This window comes from Devosia nitrariae, from assembly GCF_030160115.1.
Classification (GTDB): Bacteria; Pseudomonadota; Alphaproteobacteria; order Rhizobiales; family Devosiaceae; genus Devosia; species Devosia nitrariae.
The window spans coordinates 153487-167770 of sequence record NZ_BSNS01000020.1; the positions used below are offsets into that span (position 1 = coordinate 153487).

General features: G+C 63.9%; 13 protein-coding genes and 1 tRNA gene. 8 read left to right on the top strand and 6 right to left on the bottom strand.

The window, feature by feature from the left end; all coding sequences use genetic code 11:
* Positions 1-173: 173 nt before the first annotated feature.
* From QQK18_RS17955 to QQK18_RS17965, 3 genes are read left to right on the top strand one after another with little or no spacing between them, the layout of a single operon-like run.
* A complete protein-coding gene (locus QQK18_RS17955) occupies positions 174-1100 on the top strand; it encodes a helix-turn-helix domain-containing protein (protein WP_284342055.1) in 927 nt (308 codons plus the stop codon).
* A 35-nt stretch (positions 1101-1135) separates the two neighbouring features.
* Positions 1136-3283: a CHASE2 domain-containing protein gene (locus QQK18_RS17960; RefSeq protein WP_284341742.1), complete on the top strand. Its 2148-nt coding sequence runs from the start codon at positions 1136-1138 to the stop codon at positions 3281-3283.
* Positions 3284-3339: 56 nt separating this feature from the next.
* Positions 3340-3702: a DsrE family protein gene (locus QQK18_RS17965; protein ID WP_284341743.1), complete on the top strand. Its 363-nt coding sequence runs from the start codon at positions 3340-3342 to the stop codon at positions 3700-3702.
* A gap of 41 nt (positions 3703-3743) precedes the next feature.
* On the opposite strand, the gene QQK18_RS17970 is transcribed toward QQK18_RS17965, so the two are convergent.
* Both QQK18_RS17970 and QQK18_RS17975 read right to left on the bottom strand, forming a co-directional pair.
* Complete coding sequence (locus QQK18_RS17970) at positions 3744-4211, bottom strand: HXXEE domain-containing protein (protein ID WP_284341744.1); 468 nt, start codon at positions 4209-4211, stop codon at positions 3744-3746.
* A gap of 169 nt (positions 4212-4380) precedes the next feature.
* Positions 4381-4734, bottom strand: coding sequence for a VanZ family protein (locus tag QQK18_RS17975; protein WP_284341745.1), 354 nt, complete (start codon positions 4732-4734; stop codon positions 4381-4383).
* Between the two features lie 151 nt (positions 4735-4885).
* Between QQK18_RS17975 and QQK18_RS17980 the strand changes: the two genes are divergently transcribed.
* Together QQK18_RS17980 and QQK18_RS17985 are read left to right on the top strand one after the other, a co-directional pair.
* Positions 4886-4962, top strand: a tRNA-Pro gene (locus QQK18_RS17980).
* Between the two features lie 78 nt (positions 4963-5040).
* Positions 5041-6024 (top strand): phosphotransferase enzyme family protein, encoded by a 984-nt coding sequence (locus QQK18_RS17985; protein WP_284341746.1) that lies wholly within the window; start codon positions 5041-5043, stop codon positions 6022-6024.
* Here QQK18_RS17985 and QQK18_RS17990 read toward each other — a convergent pair.
* From QQK18_RS17990 to QQK18_RS18000, 3 genes are all read right to left on the bottom strand, one after another.
* Positions 6021-7544, bottom strand: a complete 1524-nt coding sequence (locus QQK18_RS17990) for an undecaprenyl-phosphate glucose phosphotransferase (RefSeq protein WP_284341747.1) — start codon at positions 7542-7544, stop codon at positions 6021-6023. The two genes, QQK18_RS17985 and QQK18_RS17990, sit on opposite strands and share 4 nt — an antisense overlap.
* Before the next feature lie 74 nt (positions 7545-7618).
* On the bottom strand, positions 7619-8758 hold the full coding sequence (locus tag QQK18_RS17995) for a glycosyltransferase (protein ID WP_284341748.1): 1140 nt from the start codon (positions 8756-8758) through the stop codon (positions 7619-7621).
* Positions 8758-9342, bottom strand: a complete 585-nt coding sequence (locus QQK18_RS18000; RefSeq protein ID WP_284341749.1) for a polysaccharide biosynthesis/export family protein — start codon at positions 9340-9342, stop codon at positions 8758-8760. The genes QQK18_RS17995 and QQK18_RS18000 overlap by 1 nt, the downstream gene beginning before the upstream one ends.
* A gap of 123 nt (positions 9343-9465) precedes the next feature.
* Between QQK18_RS18000 and QQK18_RS18005 the strand changes: the two genes are divergently transcribed.
* Together QQK18_RS18005 and QQK18_RS18010 are read left to right on the top strand one after the other, a co-directional pair.
* Positions 9466-11850 (top strand): GumC family protein, encoded by a 2385-nt coding sequence (locus QQK18_RS18005; RefSeq protein ID WP_284341750.1) that lies wholly within the window; start codon positions 9466-9468, stop codon positions 11848-11850.
* 7 nt (positions 11851-11857) lie between these two features.
* Positions 11858-12886 (top strand): polysaccharide deacetylase family protein, encoded by a 1029-nt coding sequence (locus QQK18_RS18010; protein ID WP_284341751.1) that lies wholly within the window; start codon positions 11858-11860, stop codon positions 12884-12886.
* A 6-nt stretch (positions 12887-12892) separates the two neighbouring features.
* On the opposite strand, the gene QQK18_RS18015 is transcribed toward QQK18_RS18010, so the two are convergent.
* Positions 12893-13105 (bottom strand): DUF2842 domain-containing protein, encoded by a 213-nt coding sequence (locus tag QQK18_RS18015; protein WP_284341752.1) that lies wholly within the window; start codon positions 13103-13105, stop codon positions 12893-12895.
* A gap of 80 nt (positions 13106-13185) precedes the next feature.
* Here QQK18_RS18015 and QQK18_RS18020 point away from each other — a divergent pair, with 80 nt between their 5' ends.
* A complete protein-coding gene (locus tag QQK18_RS18020) occupies positions 13186-14253 on the top strand; it encodes a COX15/CtaA family protein (protein WP_284341753.1) in 1068 nt (355 codons plus the stop codon).
* Positions 14254-14284 lie beyond the last annotated feature (31 nt).

A 14284-nucleotide genomic window follows, 5' to 3' on the forward strand; every position in this document is an offset into this window, starting at 1 on the left:
TGCCCGCGTTTTGCAAGCACGGGTACAGTAGCGTGTTATGGGAACGTGTCCCTGACAAAGGGAACGCGGACTGGGCGAAAAGTAAGATGCCCATTCGCTGGATATCGGTTGAGGAGAGCGAGCACTTGGCGAAAAGTAAGGTGCTGTCGGAACTGGACTCGAGGGCAGGGCAAATGGACGTGGTGGAGCTCACCTTGCCGACTAGAGCGATCTATCAGCCGGGTGCCAGCAGTGTCGAAGGCCTGCCGACGGCCCTGCAGATGTTCCATAACCGCCCGCCCATCATGCTGAAGCCGCACTGGCACGCCCAAGTCGAGGTGAACTTCGTCGTCGAAGGGTCGGTCCACTACATCATGGGGGACCACGATCTGACTCTCAACGCTGGCGAACTCTGCCTGTTCTGGGGAGGCCAGCCCCATCAGTTGGACGATACCTCCGATGACGTCCTCTACGCCGGGGCGCATTTGCCGCTCGTCCACTTCTTTCGCCTCCGCCTGCCTACCGACATTGCTGGCCGCCTGATGAAGGGCGCGGTCCTCGTAACGTCCGCTACCGATGAAGCGGACAGGGTGAACTTCGCCCGCTGGTATAGCTGGGCCCGCCATGGCAGTACGGCGCAAGCACAGCACGCGGTCGACGAACTGCTGCTGCGCATAGAACGCGTGCGCTTCGAGCCATACCGCATCGTGGGCGAGTGCGAGAATGGGCGCGAGAGCGAAGCATCCGACCAGCAGTCCTCCCGCGCCGTAGCGCGCATCTGCGACTTCATCGCCGCCAACTTCATGCAGGACATCGACTCGATGGATATCGCCGCAGCCGCCGATCTCCATCCCAAATACGCCATGAGCGTGTTCAAGAAGTCGACGGGTATGACGATGAACGAGTACCTGACGCTCCTGCGCCTGTCCTACGCCCAGGCGCACCTGCTCAGGGATGGCGCGAGCGTATTGCAGGTGGCCATGGAAAGTGGCTTCGGCTCGCTCAGCGCTTTCAACAAGGCCTTCCGCAAGATCGCCGGCAAATCGCCGAGCGATTTCCGGCGGGAGGGACGCGTCTTCTCGGCGATAACGCCGACCTCCGTCGAAATCCGGGCCGATTGAGCGCCGCATTGGTGCCGGCGCGTGTTGAGGGGCACATGTCCAAGCCGAGACGAAAGCTCAACGGTCGTTCTGCCGCCATTCTCTTCGGCTTCGCCCTCGTTGCCGCATTGACGGTCTTGCGGGCCAGCGAGCCCTATCCGCTGGTCGCCGCGCGTGAAACTGCCTTCGATTACTATCAACAGCTGCAGCCGCGTCCCGCAGCCGATCTGCCCGTTCTGGTGGTCGACATCGATGAAACCTCGCTCGGCGCGCATGGCCAGTGGCCCTGGCCCCGCGACCTTCTGGCAACGCTCACCGAACGGCTCGGGGAGATGGGGGCGGCCGCCATCGCCTTCGATATGCTCTTTGCCGAACCCGACCGAGCTTCGCCGAGCCGCACCATTCCGGGCGGGCCCGACTTCGATGACGAATTTGCCGCAGCCCTCGCTGCCACGCCCAGTGTCCTGGGGCTCAGCGATCGACCCGGCGCTGCAAGCGGGAGCGTACCGCTCAAGACCGGCATTGCCGTCAGCGGTGCACAGCCGGTGACCATCCATCCGCTCCGGGGCGTCGTGCAGCCGCTGCCCGGGCTTGCTACCGCCTCTACCGGGCTCGGCGTCATCAGCCTCGGCCAGGACGATTCCGGTGCGGTGGTGCGCACCTTGCCGCTTGTCTGGAGGCAGGGCGAGACGATTGTCCCGACCCTTGCCCTCGAAGCTCTGCGCGTCGCCGCCGGCGAGACGACCATTGTCGTCCTCGGCGATACGGCGGACGCCGGCATCCTCGAAAGCGTGCGTCTCGGCCAGTGGACAGTGCCGACAACCGCTTCCGGAGCCCTGCGCCTCTACTATCGTCCAGCAGGGCAGGGCACCACCATCTCGGCCGGCGATATCCTCGCCGATGGCCACGTCGACCTTGCCGGAAGTGTTGCGGGCCGGATCGTGTTCGTCGGGACCTCGGCAGCGGGTCTTTTCGATATCCGGCGCACCGCGCTCGGCGAGCCTGTGGCCGGGGTCTCGATCCACGCCCAGGCGCTCGAGCAGATTCTTGCCGGAACGTATCTCCACCGCGCCGACTGGGTCGGCGGGTTCGAAATGTTACTCTTTGCGGCAGTCGGCGTGGTGCTGGTGCTTGCGGTGACCTTTGCCGGCCCCAAGGTCGGGCTCATCGTCTCTTTTCTCGCCGCCCTCGGCGGCGCCGCTGCCTCCTGGGTCGCTTTCTCGAACTTCGGCGTGCTGCTCGACGCAACTTTTCTGCTGCTTGGCGCTGTCGTCCTCTACGCGGCCATGGTCTTTTTCCGCTTCGCCGTCACCGACGCCGATCGGCGCCGGCTGCGCAATGCCTTCGCCCACTACGTCGCCCCCTCGCTCCTTGCCGAGATCGAGGAGAAAGCCGACACCCTGCAACTCGGCGGCGAGGTCAAGGATCTCTCGGTCATGTTCTGCGACGTTCGCAACTACACCGCGATCAGCGAACGTCTGCGCCCCGAGGAACTCCTGCGCCTCCTCACCACCCTGTTCGATGGGCTCGGCCGCTGCATCACCGACGAGAACGGCACCATCGACAAATTCATGGGTGACGCCATCATGGCGTTCTGGAACGCCCCGCTTGCCGTGCCCGAACACCCGCAGCACGCCTGCCGGGCGGCTCTGGCCATGCGCCGGGCGGTCGCGGCGCTCAACACAGGCGACAATCTAGGGGAGCGGCAGCCGATCGCCATCGGCATCGGCGTCGCTTCGGGTGAGGCACTGGTCGGCAATATGGGATCGCATGATCGCTTCGACTATTCGTGCGTGGGCGACACGGTCAATCTCGCCGCGCGCATCGAGGACGCTTGCAAGCACGTTCACTACGACATCCTGCTTGCCGGGACGACGGCGGAGGCAGTCCCGGAGATGGCGCTGCTGCCTGGCGGCTGCGTCAGTCTAAAGGGGGTCGCCGAGCGCCAGCCCGTCCACCTCCTCGTCGGCGGGAAAGATCTGGCTGGCTCGCCCGCGTTCACGGCACTGAGGGAAAAGCACGAGGCGCTTTGCGCCCGCCTGGCCAGGAGGCCAGAGCCGGATCTGCTTGCCGAGTGCCGGGCCCTGGCGAGCCGGATCGAGCCCGGCCTTACCGTGTTCTACGACACCCTGGTGGCGCGGGCGGGGGACTTTGCCATACCGGACGCACCTGGAGCCGCAGGCTCTTTCGTCAGGTTGGGTTAGTTCCGGCCTTCTCCATCGGCGGGTAGGTGCTATTCTGCCCGCACAAGGAGGAGAAAATGGCTAGGATACTCGTGCATGTGACCGTGGGACCGAGCGACCCAACCAAGGCAGCTCTGGCGTTCCTCGTCGCTCGGACAGTCATCGAAGAGGGACATCAACTCGTGCTGTTTGTCGCCGGCGACGGCGTGAGCCTCCTCACGGCCGAGGGCGCGGCCAGCGTGCAAGGCATCGGCACTGGAAAGCTCTCAGAGCACTTAGAGGCCATCAACGCAGGTACTGCGGAGGTCTATTTCTCAGGGTTGTCTGCAAAGGCTCGCAACATTGCACCCGAGGACATCGCCCTGCGCGGCGCTTCGCCCGGCATGCCCAACAAGTTGGTGCAACTCACCGCCGAGTGCGACAAAGTCATCAGCTATTAGTCCGCCCGGATAGAGATGCGCGCCTGAACAGGCCACGGCGTCTACGCCGGCCGTGGCATGCCGCTCCGAAGGCGCTTGGCGGCAAGCGCCATGATCCCCATGTGGATGGCGGCACCCAGACCGACGCCAAGCACGTGGTACGGCCACGTGACGCCTTCGGCCTGCGACAACTGCGTGATTGCCCAGATTGAGGTGGGCAGGAGAAGCAGCAGCGCCGAGATTAGGCCTGGATTGTAGCGACGCATCTTTATCGCTGGCGCAACGTTCATGAAGACGTTGATGAGTGCCGAATAGGCCGGGATGAGGCCGTAGCCGAGGGCCACTGTGGCAGAGAGTGCAAAGGAGCCGGCAAAAATACCCCATACCCCCGGCACGTTGATCAGGAAGATATCCAGCCTCGTCAGGACGGGGCGTCCGTTGCCAAGCTCCTGATCGACGAACCTGCGGAACCTGTCGTCAACATGCTCTTCGAACTGATGGAGCATGTAGGCCGGCATCAACAGAAACACGGCAGACAGCGTGGCTCCAATAAGCTAGAAAAGGCCAACGGCGATGGCAAAGCATGCCAGCTGCCGCTGTGCCGCCGTAGACCCAGTTTTCAGTGAATCGACTCATCGCTGCCCCCGGCGCTGGAGCTTCGGTCAAGAGCGACGACAATCGCTCAGGGTGAAGGTTCTGTCATCCAGCCTTCCCCTGCCACAGTCTGAACTGAACGATGATCCACCCGGTGCCGAGACCCGCCAACGCACCCGCCGCTTTCACCAGCGCGTCCTCGGCCCGGCCATGCCGATCGGGGCGAACAAGTTGCAGCAATTCCAGGCCGAGCACGCCAATGGCAACGATCGCCACGGCGATCCAGATCCTGCGGGGGTAAGCCAAGGCGAACAGCAGGCCGATAACTGCGAAGGCGGCCAGCCGCTCCAGATCCACCGGCATGGCAAGCCTCGGGCGCATTTCTATGGGAGAGAGTGTTGCGGCCACGATCGCCAGAAGTGCGGACCAGGCCAATATCTTGAAGAGCGTTGTTGTCATGGATCCGTCATACACGCGAGGCCGCATTGGGCCAACAGGCGTATCGAGGGAGCACGGCGTTACCGCGCAGATCATTTTTCCGGCTTTTGTTCCACAGAGCCGAAATTGCCCTCTTGCGTCAAAGCGCCCATTTCCTTATGTCTCCGGGCGTCGGGGCGTAGCGCAGCCTGGTAGCGCATTTGTCTGGGGGACAAAGGGTCGTCGGTTCAAATCCGGCCGCTCCGACCATTCTTCCTTCGCCGCGCCCAGTGATCGGGCTGCCGGCTTGTCGGCCAACAGGCTTTCAGGCAGGAGCGGTCCTTCAAGATGCATCCCTCACCCGCTTTCGCTGTTCGCGCGCTCAAACAATGGCCGATCGCACCGGCCGTCGGTATTCGGCTCGTCAACTTCTCCGAGAATCACACCTTCGCGATCACAGCAGCCGACGGCGCCCGCTACTGTCTTCGTGTGCATCGACCCGGCTATCAGTCGACGCAGTCGATTGAAAGCGAACTTACCTGGCTTGACGCGCTGCGGGCTGACACCGGCCTGCCCGTGCCCCAGCCGCTGGCCGGCCACGATGACCTTCTGCTGCAGTCGATCGATGAGGACGGGCACTTGCGGCACTGCGTGCTCTTTGGCCACATCGAGGGCAGGGAGCCGAGCTTCGGCTCCGGCCTGGAACCGATCTTCGAGATCCTGGGCGGCTATGCCGCGCGCATGCACGAGCATGCTGCGAACTGGGCAAGACCCTCCGGTTTCACCCGCCACGTCTGGAGCGCCGACCAGGTGCTAGACTCGGACGGTCTGTGGGGCGATTGGCGGTCGGCGCCCGGCGTCGACGGCTCTGTCCGTACCGTGCTCGACCGGCTGGACGAGCGGCTGCGCGCCGATCTTGCCGCCTACGGAACCGATGCCGATCGCTTTGGGCTGATCCACGCGGATATGAGATTGGGCAACCTGCTCGTCGACGAGGAGCGCGTCTCGCTCATCGACTTCGACGACAGTGGTTTCTGTTGGTTCGCCTACGATTTTGCCGCGGCCGTTTCGTTCCATGAAACAGAGCCGGAGATCGCCTCGCTCAAGGACGCGTGGCTGCGCGGCTACCTGCCGCAACGCGCTGTGACCCGTGAGGATATAGCAGCACTCGATACCATGGTGCTGCTGCGCCGCATGGCTCTTCTCGCCTGGATCGGCTCGCACAACGACACAGAACTGGCAAGGGGCCATGAGCCGGGCTTTGCCAACGGCACTGCCGAGTTGGCCGCCCGCTATCTCGCAGGTCGTGACCTGTGGTCCCTGACGCTCTAGTAGGCGTTCTCGTTCTTGGAGATCAGCGAGACCGGCGTCATCAGCAGGATGTAGAGGTCGAAGAGGATCGACCAGTGCTCGATGTAGTAGAGGTCGTGGTTGACCCGCTGCATGATTTTGTCGATCGTATCGGTTTCACCGCGCCAGCCGTTGACCTGCGCCCAGCCGGTTATGCCCGGCTTCACCCTGTGGCGGGCGAAATAGCCCTCGACGGCTTCGTAGTAGAGGGCGTTGTCGGCCTTGGCTTCCATCGCATGCGGGCGCGGACCAACGATCGAGAGATCTCCCTTCAGCACGTTGAAAAGCTGCGGCAGTTCGTCGATCGAGCTTTTGCGGATGAATCGGCCGACGCGGGTCACTCTCGGGTCATCCTTGGTGACGAGTGTCGAAGCCGCCGCGTCCGTGCGGTCGGTATACATCGAGCGGAACTTGTAGACGCGGATGATCTCGTTATTGAAGCCGTGCCGGTTCTGCCGGAACAACACCGGCCCTTTGCTTTCGCATTTTATGGCGATGGCGGTCACCACCATCACCGGCGAAAGCGACACCAGCGCGATGATGGCGACAATCTTGTCGAACACCCACTTGAAGACGAGGTTCCAGTCTGAGATCGGCCGGTCCGCCATGTCGAAGACCGGCACATCACCGAGATAGGAATAGGCGCGATCCGTGAACTTGAGCCGGCTCATATGGGCGGAAAGGCGTATGTCGACGGGCAGTACCCAGAGCGTGCGCAGCATCTCGAGCAGGCGTTTTTCCGCCGACAGCGGCATGGAGACGATGACCAGGTCCACGGGCGTGCGCCGGGCGAATTCGACCAGGTCCGCAACACGCCCGAGTTTGGGGCAGCCGGCGACCGTCTCGGGGGAACGCTCGTCGACACGGTCGTCGAAAAGCCCCAGGAGGTTGATGTCGTTGCTGGCGCCGGCGTGGATCTGGTCGATGAGATCGCCTGCATCCTTGCCGCCGCCGACAATGACGGTGCGCCGCTTCAGGCGCCCCATCCGTGTCCAGCGCAGCACGAGGGCCCTGAGCGCGACGCGGTAGACCGAAAGCAGCAGCGCGCCCGCTGCGAACCAGGTGACGAGCCAAACACGCGATACCTGGTCCGAGGCCTTGAAAATGAAGATGCCGACCGTCAGCACGACGACGACAATGGCCCAGGCGGCGAGTACCCGCGAGATCTGACCGATGAGCAACCGGTAAGACGCGATACGGTGGGTGTCGGCGACATGGAATGCGATGTTGGCAAGCAAAGCCGTGGCCAGGATGACGGGAACGTAGAACGTGTCCTCGCCCCCGCCGATATAGCCGCGGTAGATCGCATAGCCGAGGAGCGACAACAGCACCGCTTCCACGATCTGGGCGATGCCCGCAATGACCGCACCCGAGACGGTCCGCTCGACGGGTGAGGCGATGATCGCTTCGGCGGCCGCGGACAATTTCGAGATCGGTTCGCCGGCCGCCTTGCCAACGGAGACGTGCTCCATCACGGCCTGCTTGGGGTCTAGTCGGAACATCCTGTCGCCGTGAACTCGCAAATTTGCGAAGCCACTATGGACAGAATGGGTGAAAAGTCGGTGAAAATGGGCCTTCAGCCTCTACCGATCGATGCGAAATAAAGTGCCTCGATAGCGTCGGCCATACGTGAGGTAGAAAAGTTCTCCTCGACGTTCCTGCGTAAAGCCTCTGCTTCTGCCGCAGCGGTTGAACTCTCCAGGATAACCCGTTGCATCGATTTGCGAAGTGCTTCGGCGTTGCCGGCTGGCACCAAGCGGTCGGCGGCCGGTCCGAAGATCTCGGGGACACCTCCCACCCGTGTGGCGAGGACCGGTAGGCCGGCGGCCGCGGCTTCCATGACAATGTAGGGCAAGGATTCTGCGAGCGACGGCACGACGACGCAACGTCCGCGCCGGAAGGCCTGTCGCGCGGGGCCGGCTCCGGCAAAGACCACCCGTCCGGCAACCCCCAGATCGGCTGCCATGGCCTCGAATTCCCGCCGGTCCGGTCCGTCGCCGACGACGAAGAGACTCGCGGGCTCACCGCCTGCATTCGTCACCCCGGCGAAAGCCTCGAGCAGCACGTGCACGCCCTTGAGCCGGCGCAATTCGCCGATGAAGACGAAGTCGGCCGCATCGGCATCGGGGGTGACCGGGTCGAACTCGTCTTCGCGCAGTCCATTGTGGACGACGCTCGCCGGGCAGGTCGGCTCGCCGATGGCACTCGCATAGGTCGCCCGGGCATAATTGCTTTCGAAGATGATGGCGCTGGTGCGCCGCATCAGCAGGCGTTCGAGGCGATGGAAGAGTCTTCCCGAAGAGGAGGTGGTGCTGAAGTGCAGCACGCCGCCATGGGGCGTATAGAGCGTGCCTGAGTCGCGCCGCGGCCGGGCGGCCAGCCGGGCGTGGAACCCGCCCTTGGCGCCGTGGCCATGCAGGATATCCACTCGCAGCTTCCGGCCAAGACCGCCAAGTTGCAGCGGCACGACAAGGTCGCCAGGGCCGAGCAGGCGCGGCATGACATAAGGATGGACCCCGAGCGTCAAGCTGGGGGTGAGCGCGGCGAGCTTCTCCTGCGTCTGCGAGTCGCTGGCAAGCGAATCGACGACGAGGCCGACTTCGTGGCCGCGCCGGCTGAGTTCGACCGATAGATCGGCCACATGGCGGAAGAGACCGCCCACGGGCGCCCGCATGACCTGGAGGACCCGCAGGCTGCGCCCGCCAGTGGCTGCCATCAGAACCAACGTTCTTCGATAACGATGGTGTCGCCGGGCGCGATGGGAAAATCGAGATCGACGATTCCGCGCGCCATCTCATGTCCCTGTCGACGATAGAGGATGGCGCGCGAGCGGTCGGCCGTCTCGGTAAAACCGCCGGCAAGGCTGATCGCGGCGCGCACGCTCATGCCGTGGGCGTAGGGGAACTGGCCGGAATTGATCACCTCGCCCTGGACGAAGAACGGCCTGTATTCGGCGACCTCCACCGCAACGTCAGGATTGCGCATGTAGCCGTTGGCAAGGGCTGCCGCGAGTCGGGCGGCGGCCGCCGTTGTCGTCTGGTGCCGGACATTGACCGGCCCGACGAGCGGGAAGGCGACGGCGCCGCTGTCATCGACGCGGTAGGTGTTGGTGAGATTGGCATCCCCGTAGACCGTCACCCGCACCACGTCTCCCGAGTCGAGCGTATAGGGACCGCTGGTTTCCACCAGATAGGCCGCCGGTCCTGTCGTCGCGCAGGCAGCGAGCGGCAGGAGCAGCAGGACGGCAAAGGCAAAGTGCATGAAGCGCATAAAGAATCCCGCCGGGTCGAGGCACTGCATTCTCGGCAATTCGTGGTTAATACTTTGCTTACAGCGCCGGCCGGGAGTTGCCGAATGCATCGATCTTAACTGATTGCTTACTATGGGTTCGCGATAGTGCTGCAACCGCACCAGAGGACCGCGATGAGCAACGATTGGCAGGCGGCGCGCGACGCCAGGATAGATATGGCCGCGATTGTCGCGGCCGTATTGGCGAGGGCTCCGCGCATCATTGTCCTGACCCTGCTGGCCTTGGCGGTGACCTATGTCGTGCTGCTGTTCACCCCGCGCCTCTACGAATCGACCGCTTCAATCCTCGTCGAGCCGCGCGCCAACATCTATGTGCGCGCTACCGACGAACCGGCCCCGACCCTCAGCGGTGGCGAGGCCGGCGTGGTTTCCAGCCAGATCGAGCTGGTGAAATCCCGCGACACGCTTCTTGGGGTGATCGAGGAGACCGACCTGCACTCGGTGCCGGAATTCAATGGTGGCGATGGCGGCTTTTCCGTCGGCGCCCTTGTTACTCGGCTTCTGGGCCGCAGCCCAGCCACCACACAGGCAAGCGACGAGGCGGTGCTGACGACCCTTCTCGGGCGGATGAGCGTCGTGCAGCAGCGCGACTCGCGGGTCATCAACATCTCTGTGCGTTCGCGCGATCCCGATCTTGCCGCACGGCTCGCCAACGCCATTGCCAGCGCGCATGTCAGGCGGCGCGCGCAGCTTTCCCTTTCCGACACCGCTGAGGCGTCCGACTGGCTGCGGGAGGAAATCGACAGGCTTCGCGTTAGCGTCGCCGAGGCTGAAAAGGCAGTCGCCGAGTTCCGGGTCGCGAACGACCTGTTCAGTGGCACCAACAACACCAGTCTGCTCGATCAGCAGCTGTCGACGATATCCACCCAGATCTCCACAGCCCAGGAACGCAAGAACCAGGCGCTTTCGCGAGCCGCGATGATCCGTGGGCTGATAGAGCGGGGGCAATCGATCGAGACCGTGCCCGCCGTGCAGGATTCGGCAGTCATCCAGCAACTGACCCAAGAGCGGGCGCGGCTGCAGGGTGAACGTGCGCAGCTTTCGGCAACGCTCCTGCCCAACCATCCCAGCGTTCAGGCAGTCGCTGCCCAGATCGGCGAGCTCGACGCGCAGCTGCGCGAGGAGGCTCGCCGCATCGCTGCTGCCCTAGAGGCGGAAGCTGAGATCGAAGCGAGCACGGAACAGTCGCTGCGCGCCGAACTGGAGACGCTCAAGGGCTCGGCCTCGACCGCCACGCGCGAAACCGTCACTCTCCAGGGCTTGATCCGCGAGGCCGAAGCCGAGCGCAGCCTGCTCGAGAGCTATCTTCGCCGCTACAGTGAAGCTGCCTCGCGCACCGATACCAATTCGGCGCTCCCGGACGTGCGTGTCGTCAGCGAGGCGGCGCCATCGGCCAGCCCGGCCGCTCCGCAAACGACACTGATCCTGGCTGCGGTCGGCGTGGTCGCACTGGTCAGCCAGGTGGGCATTGTCATCTTCTCCGAGTTGATCTCCGGCCGCGCCATCCGGGAGACCGGTCGGCCGGTCGATGAAGACCAAGCGGTGGAGGATGCCACTCCAGAGGAAGCCCCGATCGAACTGCCGGTCTATGCTGACGACCTGGCCGATCACCCCTCCCAGGATCTCTATGCCGGATCGCGCGAGGAGCCGGAGGTGGGCGAGCCGGTTGAAGACGACGTCTACCCCGCCGAACCTTATGTGCCGGCGATGGTCGAGGAAGTCGAGGCCGACGAGGTCGATGTGGAGGAGGTCGGTAACGAAGGCGACGAGTCCCGCCCGGACAGCGCACAATTCGGCGCGCCTGAGGACGATCTTGCGCCCGATATCGATGCCCTTGCCGATGAACCCGATAGTCTTGGCGATGAAGAGGAACCGTCGGCCGAGTTCGCCGACGAGCCGGCGGTTGCGCCGTCCTTGGCTTCCGAGACTGTCGGCGCGACGACCGGCGGAGCCTTTCTCGAGGACCATGCGCGGCTCTCCTCGGACCTTGCGCTCGGGCGCTGTCGAATCGTCGTGCTCGCCGGCCATCGTGACGCTGCCGAAAGCGAGATGCTGGCCGAAGTGCTCGCCGATGAAACGCTGCGGCGCGGCGTCAGCGTCGCTCTGATCGATGCAGCCGGCGCCGGTACGTCCGGCGAAATGGGCATTGCCGATCTCAGCACCGGCGCGGCGAGCTTCGGCGATGTCGTCCACAAGTCCGCCGACGGCAACTTTGCCGAGGTGCCGTGGGGGCAGGGGACGTTCTTCGACCGCCGCTCCACCCGCCCGGCAACGCTGGTCGAGGCGTTGAGCGACATCTACGAAGTCGTCATCGTCATGACCGGCAAGCTCGGCATGGCCTCGACGCTGCCGGCCTTTGCCGACGTCGCCGACCGCCTGGTCCTGGTGTCGCGGGACGAGGCTGAAGCCGGCGACATCGAGGATCTCCGCCAGGAACTGGCCGCTGCCGGCTACGGCGAGGCCGATCTGGTGCGCACCCCAGACAGCGTCGCTGCGTGAGGCCAGCGTGGGTTTCAAATATACCGTTATCCGCGCGATGTTCGAGGCGCTATGGCTTTCGCGCCTGCCCGCCATTACCCGCAGCTTCTCCAAATGCCGCGGCGTGATTTTCACTCTGCATCGCGTGCTGCCGGACCGTCCCGCGTCCTTCTCACCCAATGCCATCCTGCAGGTGCGGCCGGATTTCCTGGATTATTGCATCGAGCGTGTGCGGGCGCTGGACGTCGACATCGTCAGCCTCGACGAGGCGATTGAGCGGCTGGCCGAGGCGAAGCCCGGCCGGCGCTTCGCTGTCTTCACTTTCGACGACGCCTATCGCGATAACCTCGAATATGCGCTGCCGATCCTTCGCCGGCAGGATTGCCCGTTCACCCTTTACGTCCCGACCGGGTTCGTAGATGGAACGGGCGAGCTCTGGTGGCAGGCGCTGGAAGACATCATTTCGGCCAACGACGAAGTGGTCGTGGGTGCCGAGCGTCTTCCCGCAGCCACGCTCGAGGACAAGCAGAAGGCGTTTGACACCCTCTACTGGCGCATGCGCAAGCAAGCCGAGCCGGAGCGGCTCGGGATGCTGCATCAGTTAGCCGGATATTACAGGTTCGACCTCCAGGCCCACTGCCGTCGATTGATAATGGACTGGGCGGAGCTGCGCCAGTTTTCCGACGATCCGCTCTGCACCATCGGTGCTCACACGGTCAATCACTACGAACTGGCCAAGTTGCCGCTCGATACGGCGCGCGAGGAAATTGCCCATTCTGTCGACATCCTCGGCGCAAGGTTCGGCCGCAAGCCCAGGCATTTCTCCTATCCACTGGGCGGACCACTCTCGGCCGACGAGCGCGAATACCAGCTGGCAAGCGACATTGGCCTCGCTTCCGCCGTCACCACTCGACCGGGCGGGCTCTACCCGCATCATCTCGAAACGCCTACAGCGCTTCCGCGCGTTTCGCTCAATGGATTGTTCCAGTCCCGCCGCTATGTCGATGTTTTCGCAAGCGGAGCGCTCTTTACCTGGCTCGGCCGCGCCGGCGCCTAGTTGCGGCTAGCGCGCGCTGTCGGGTCGCGCCATCCAGGCGATGATCACCATGGCCGGCCACAACCAGCCGAAGCCCGCAATGCAGAAATAGGCGATGTGGACCCACCAGGGCATGTCGACCAGGGCGACGAGGTAGAGGGCGGTCGCCAGCACCGCCCAGGCGACGATCGAGCCGACGAGGAGAAAGGTACCAAGGAGTTTGCGGTTCGATTGGGTCACGGTGCGTCAATTGCGGCTGTTGCATCGGTCTGGCGGTGGGCATACCACTCACCCGGATCGACCGATACCGGGAATTGGCCGTGGCCGCCGTGCAAAATGCCGCAATGAGCGAGACGAGGATCGCCGACGATAGTCTGCGGCCGGTACGCATCTGGCTCTATGGGCTTGCGGCGTTCGTGCTCCTCATTCTTGTTGTCGGCGGCATCACCCGGCTGACCGAATCCGGCCTGTCGATCACCAGCTGGAAGCCTGTTTCCGGCATTGTGCCCCCGCTCTCAGAGGCCGATTGGCAGGCCGAGTTCGAGGCCTACAAGCAGATTCCCCAATACAGCGTCCTCAACTCCTGGATGAGCCTTGCGGATTTCAAGGTGATCTTCTTCTGGGAATGGCTCCATCGGCTGCTCGGGCGTCTCCTCGGCTTCCTTTTCATCGTGCCGTTCGCCGTGTTCCTTATTCAGAAGCGCTTGCCTCGAACGCTCGCCTGGCCGCTCTTCGGCCTCTTCCTGCTGGGAGGGTTCCAGGGGTTCCTCGGCTGGTGGATGGTGTCGTCCGGACTTTCCGAACTGACTTCGGTGTCTCAATACCGGCTGGCAGCGCATCTGGGCGCTGCTGCGCTCCTCTTCATGGCGCTGATCTATGTGCCGCGCCGGATCACGCCGGGCAGGGTCGGCGGTATCGTGCGGCGCGGCGACTATGCGTTCGCCATTATCCTGGCCGTGCTGCTCTTCATCCAGATCGCGGCCGGCGCGTTCGTCGCCGGGCTCGATGCCGGCATGGGTTACAACACCTGGCCGCTGATGGACGGTGCGCTCATTCCCGAGGGGCTCGGGGCAATGCAGCCGGCCTGGCGCAATTTGTTCGAGAATGCGCTGACCGTGCAGTTCAACCACCGGCTGATCGCCTACGCGATCGTCGCCTATGTCGGCTTCGCACTGTGGAGGCGGGCGCGGGCAGGGGGCCTTGCCGGTGCCCATGCATGGCTCATAGGGATCGCCGGCATCGTCCTCACGCAGGTCGGACTGGGCATCGCGACGCTCGTTCTTGCCGTGCCGATTCATTTGGCCGTGACGCATCAGGCGATGGCCTTCATGCTGGTCGGCATGACTGTGCTCTACATCGCCGATATGCAGCGCACTGCAACGGTTTAGATTTGTGGTACTATAATACCGCAACCTAATA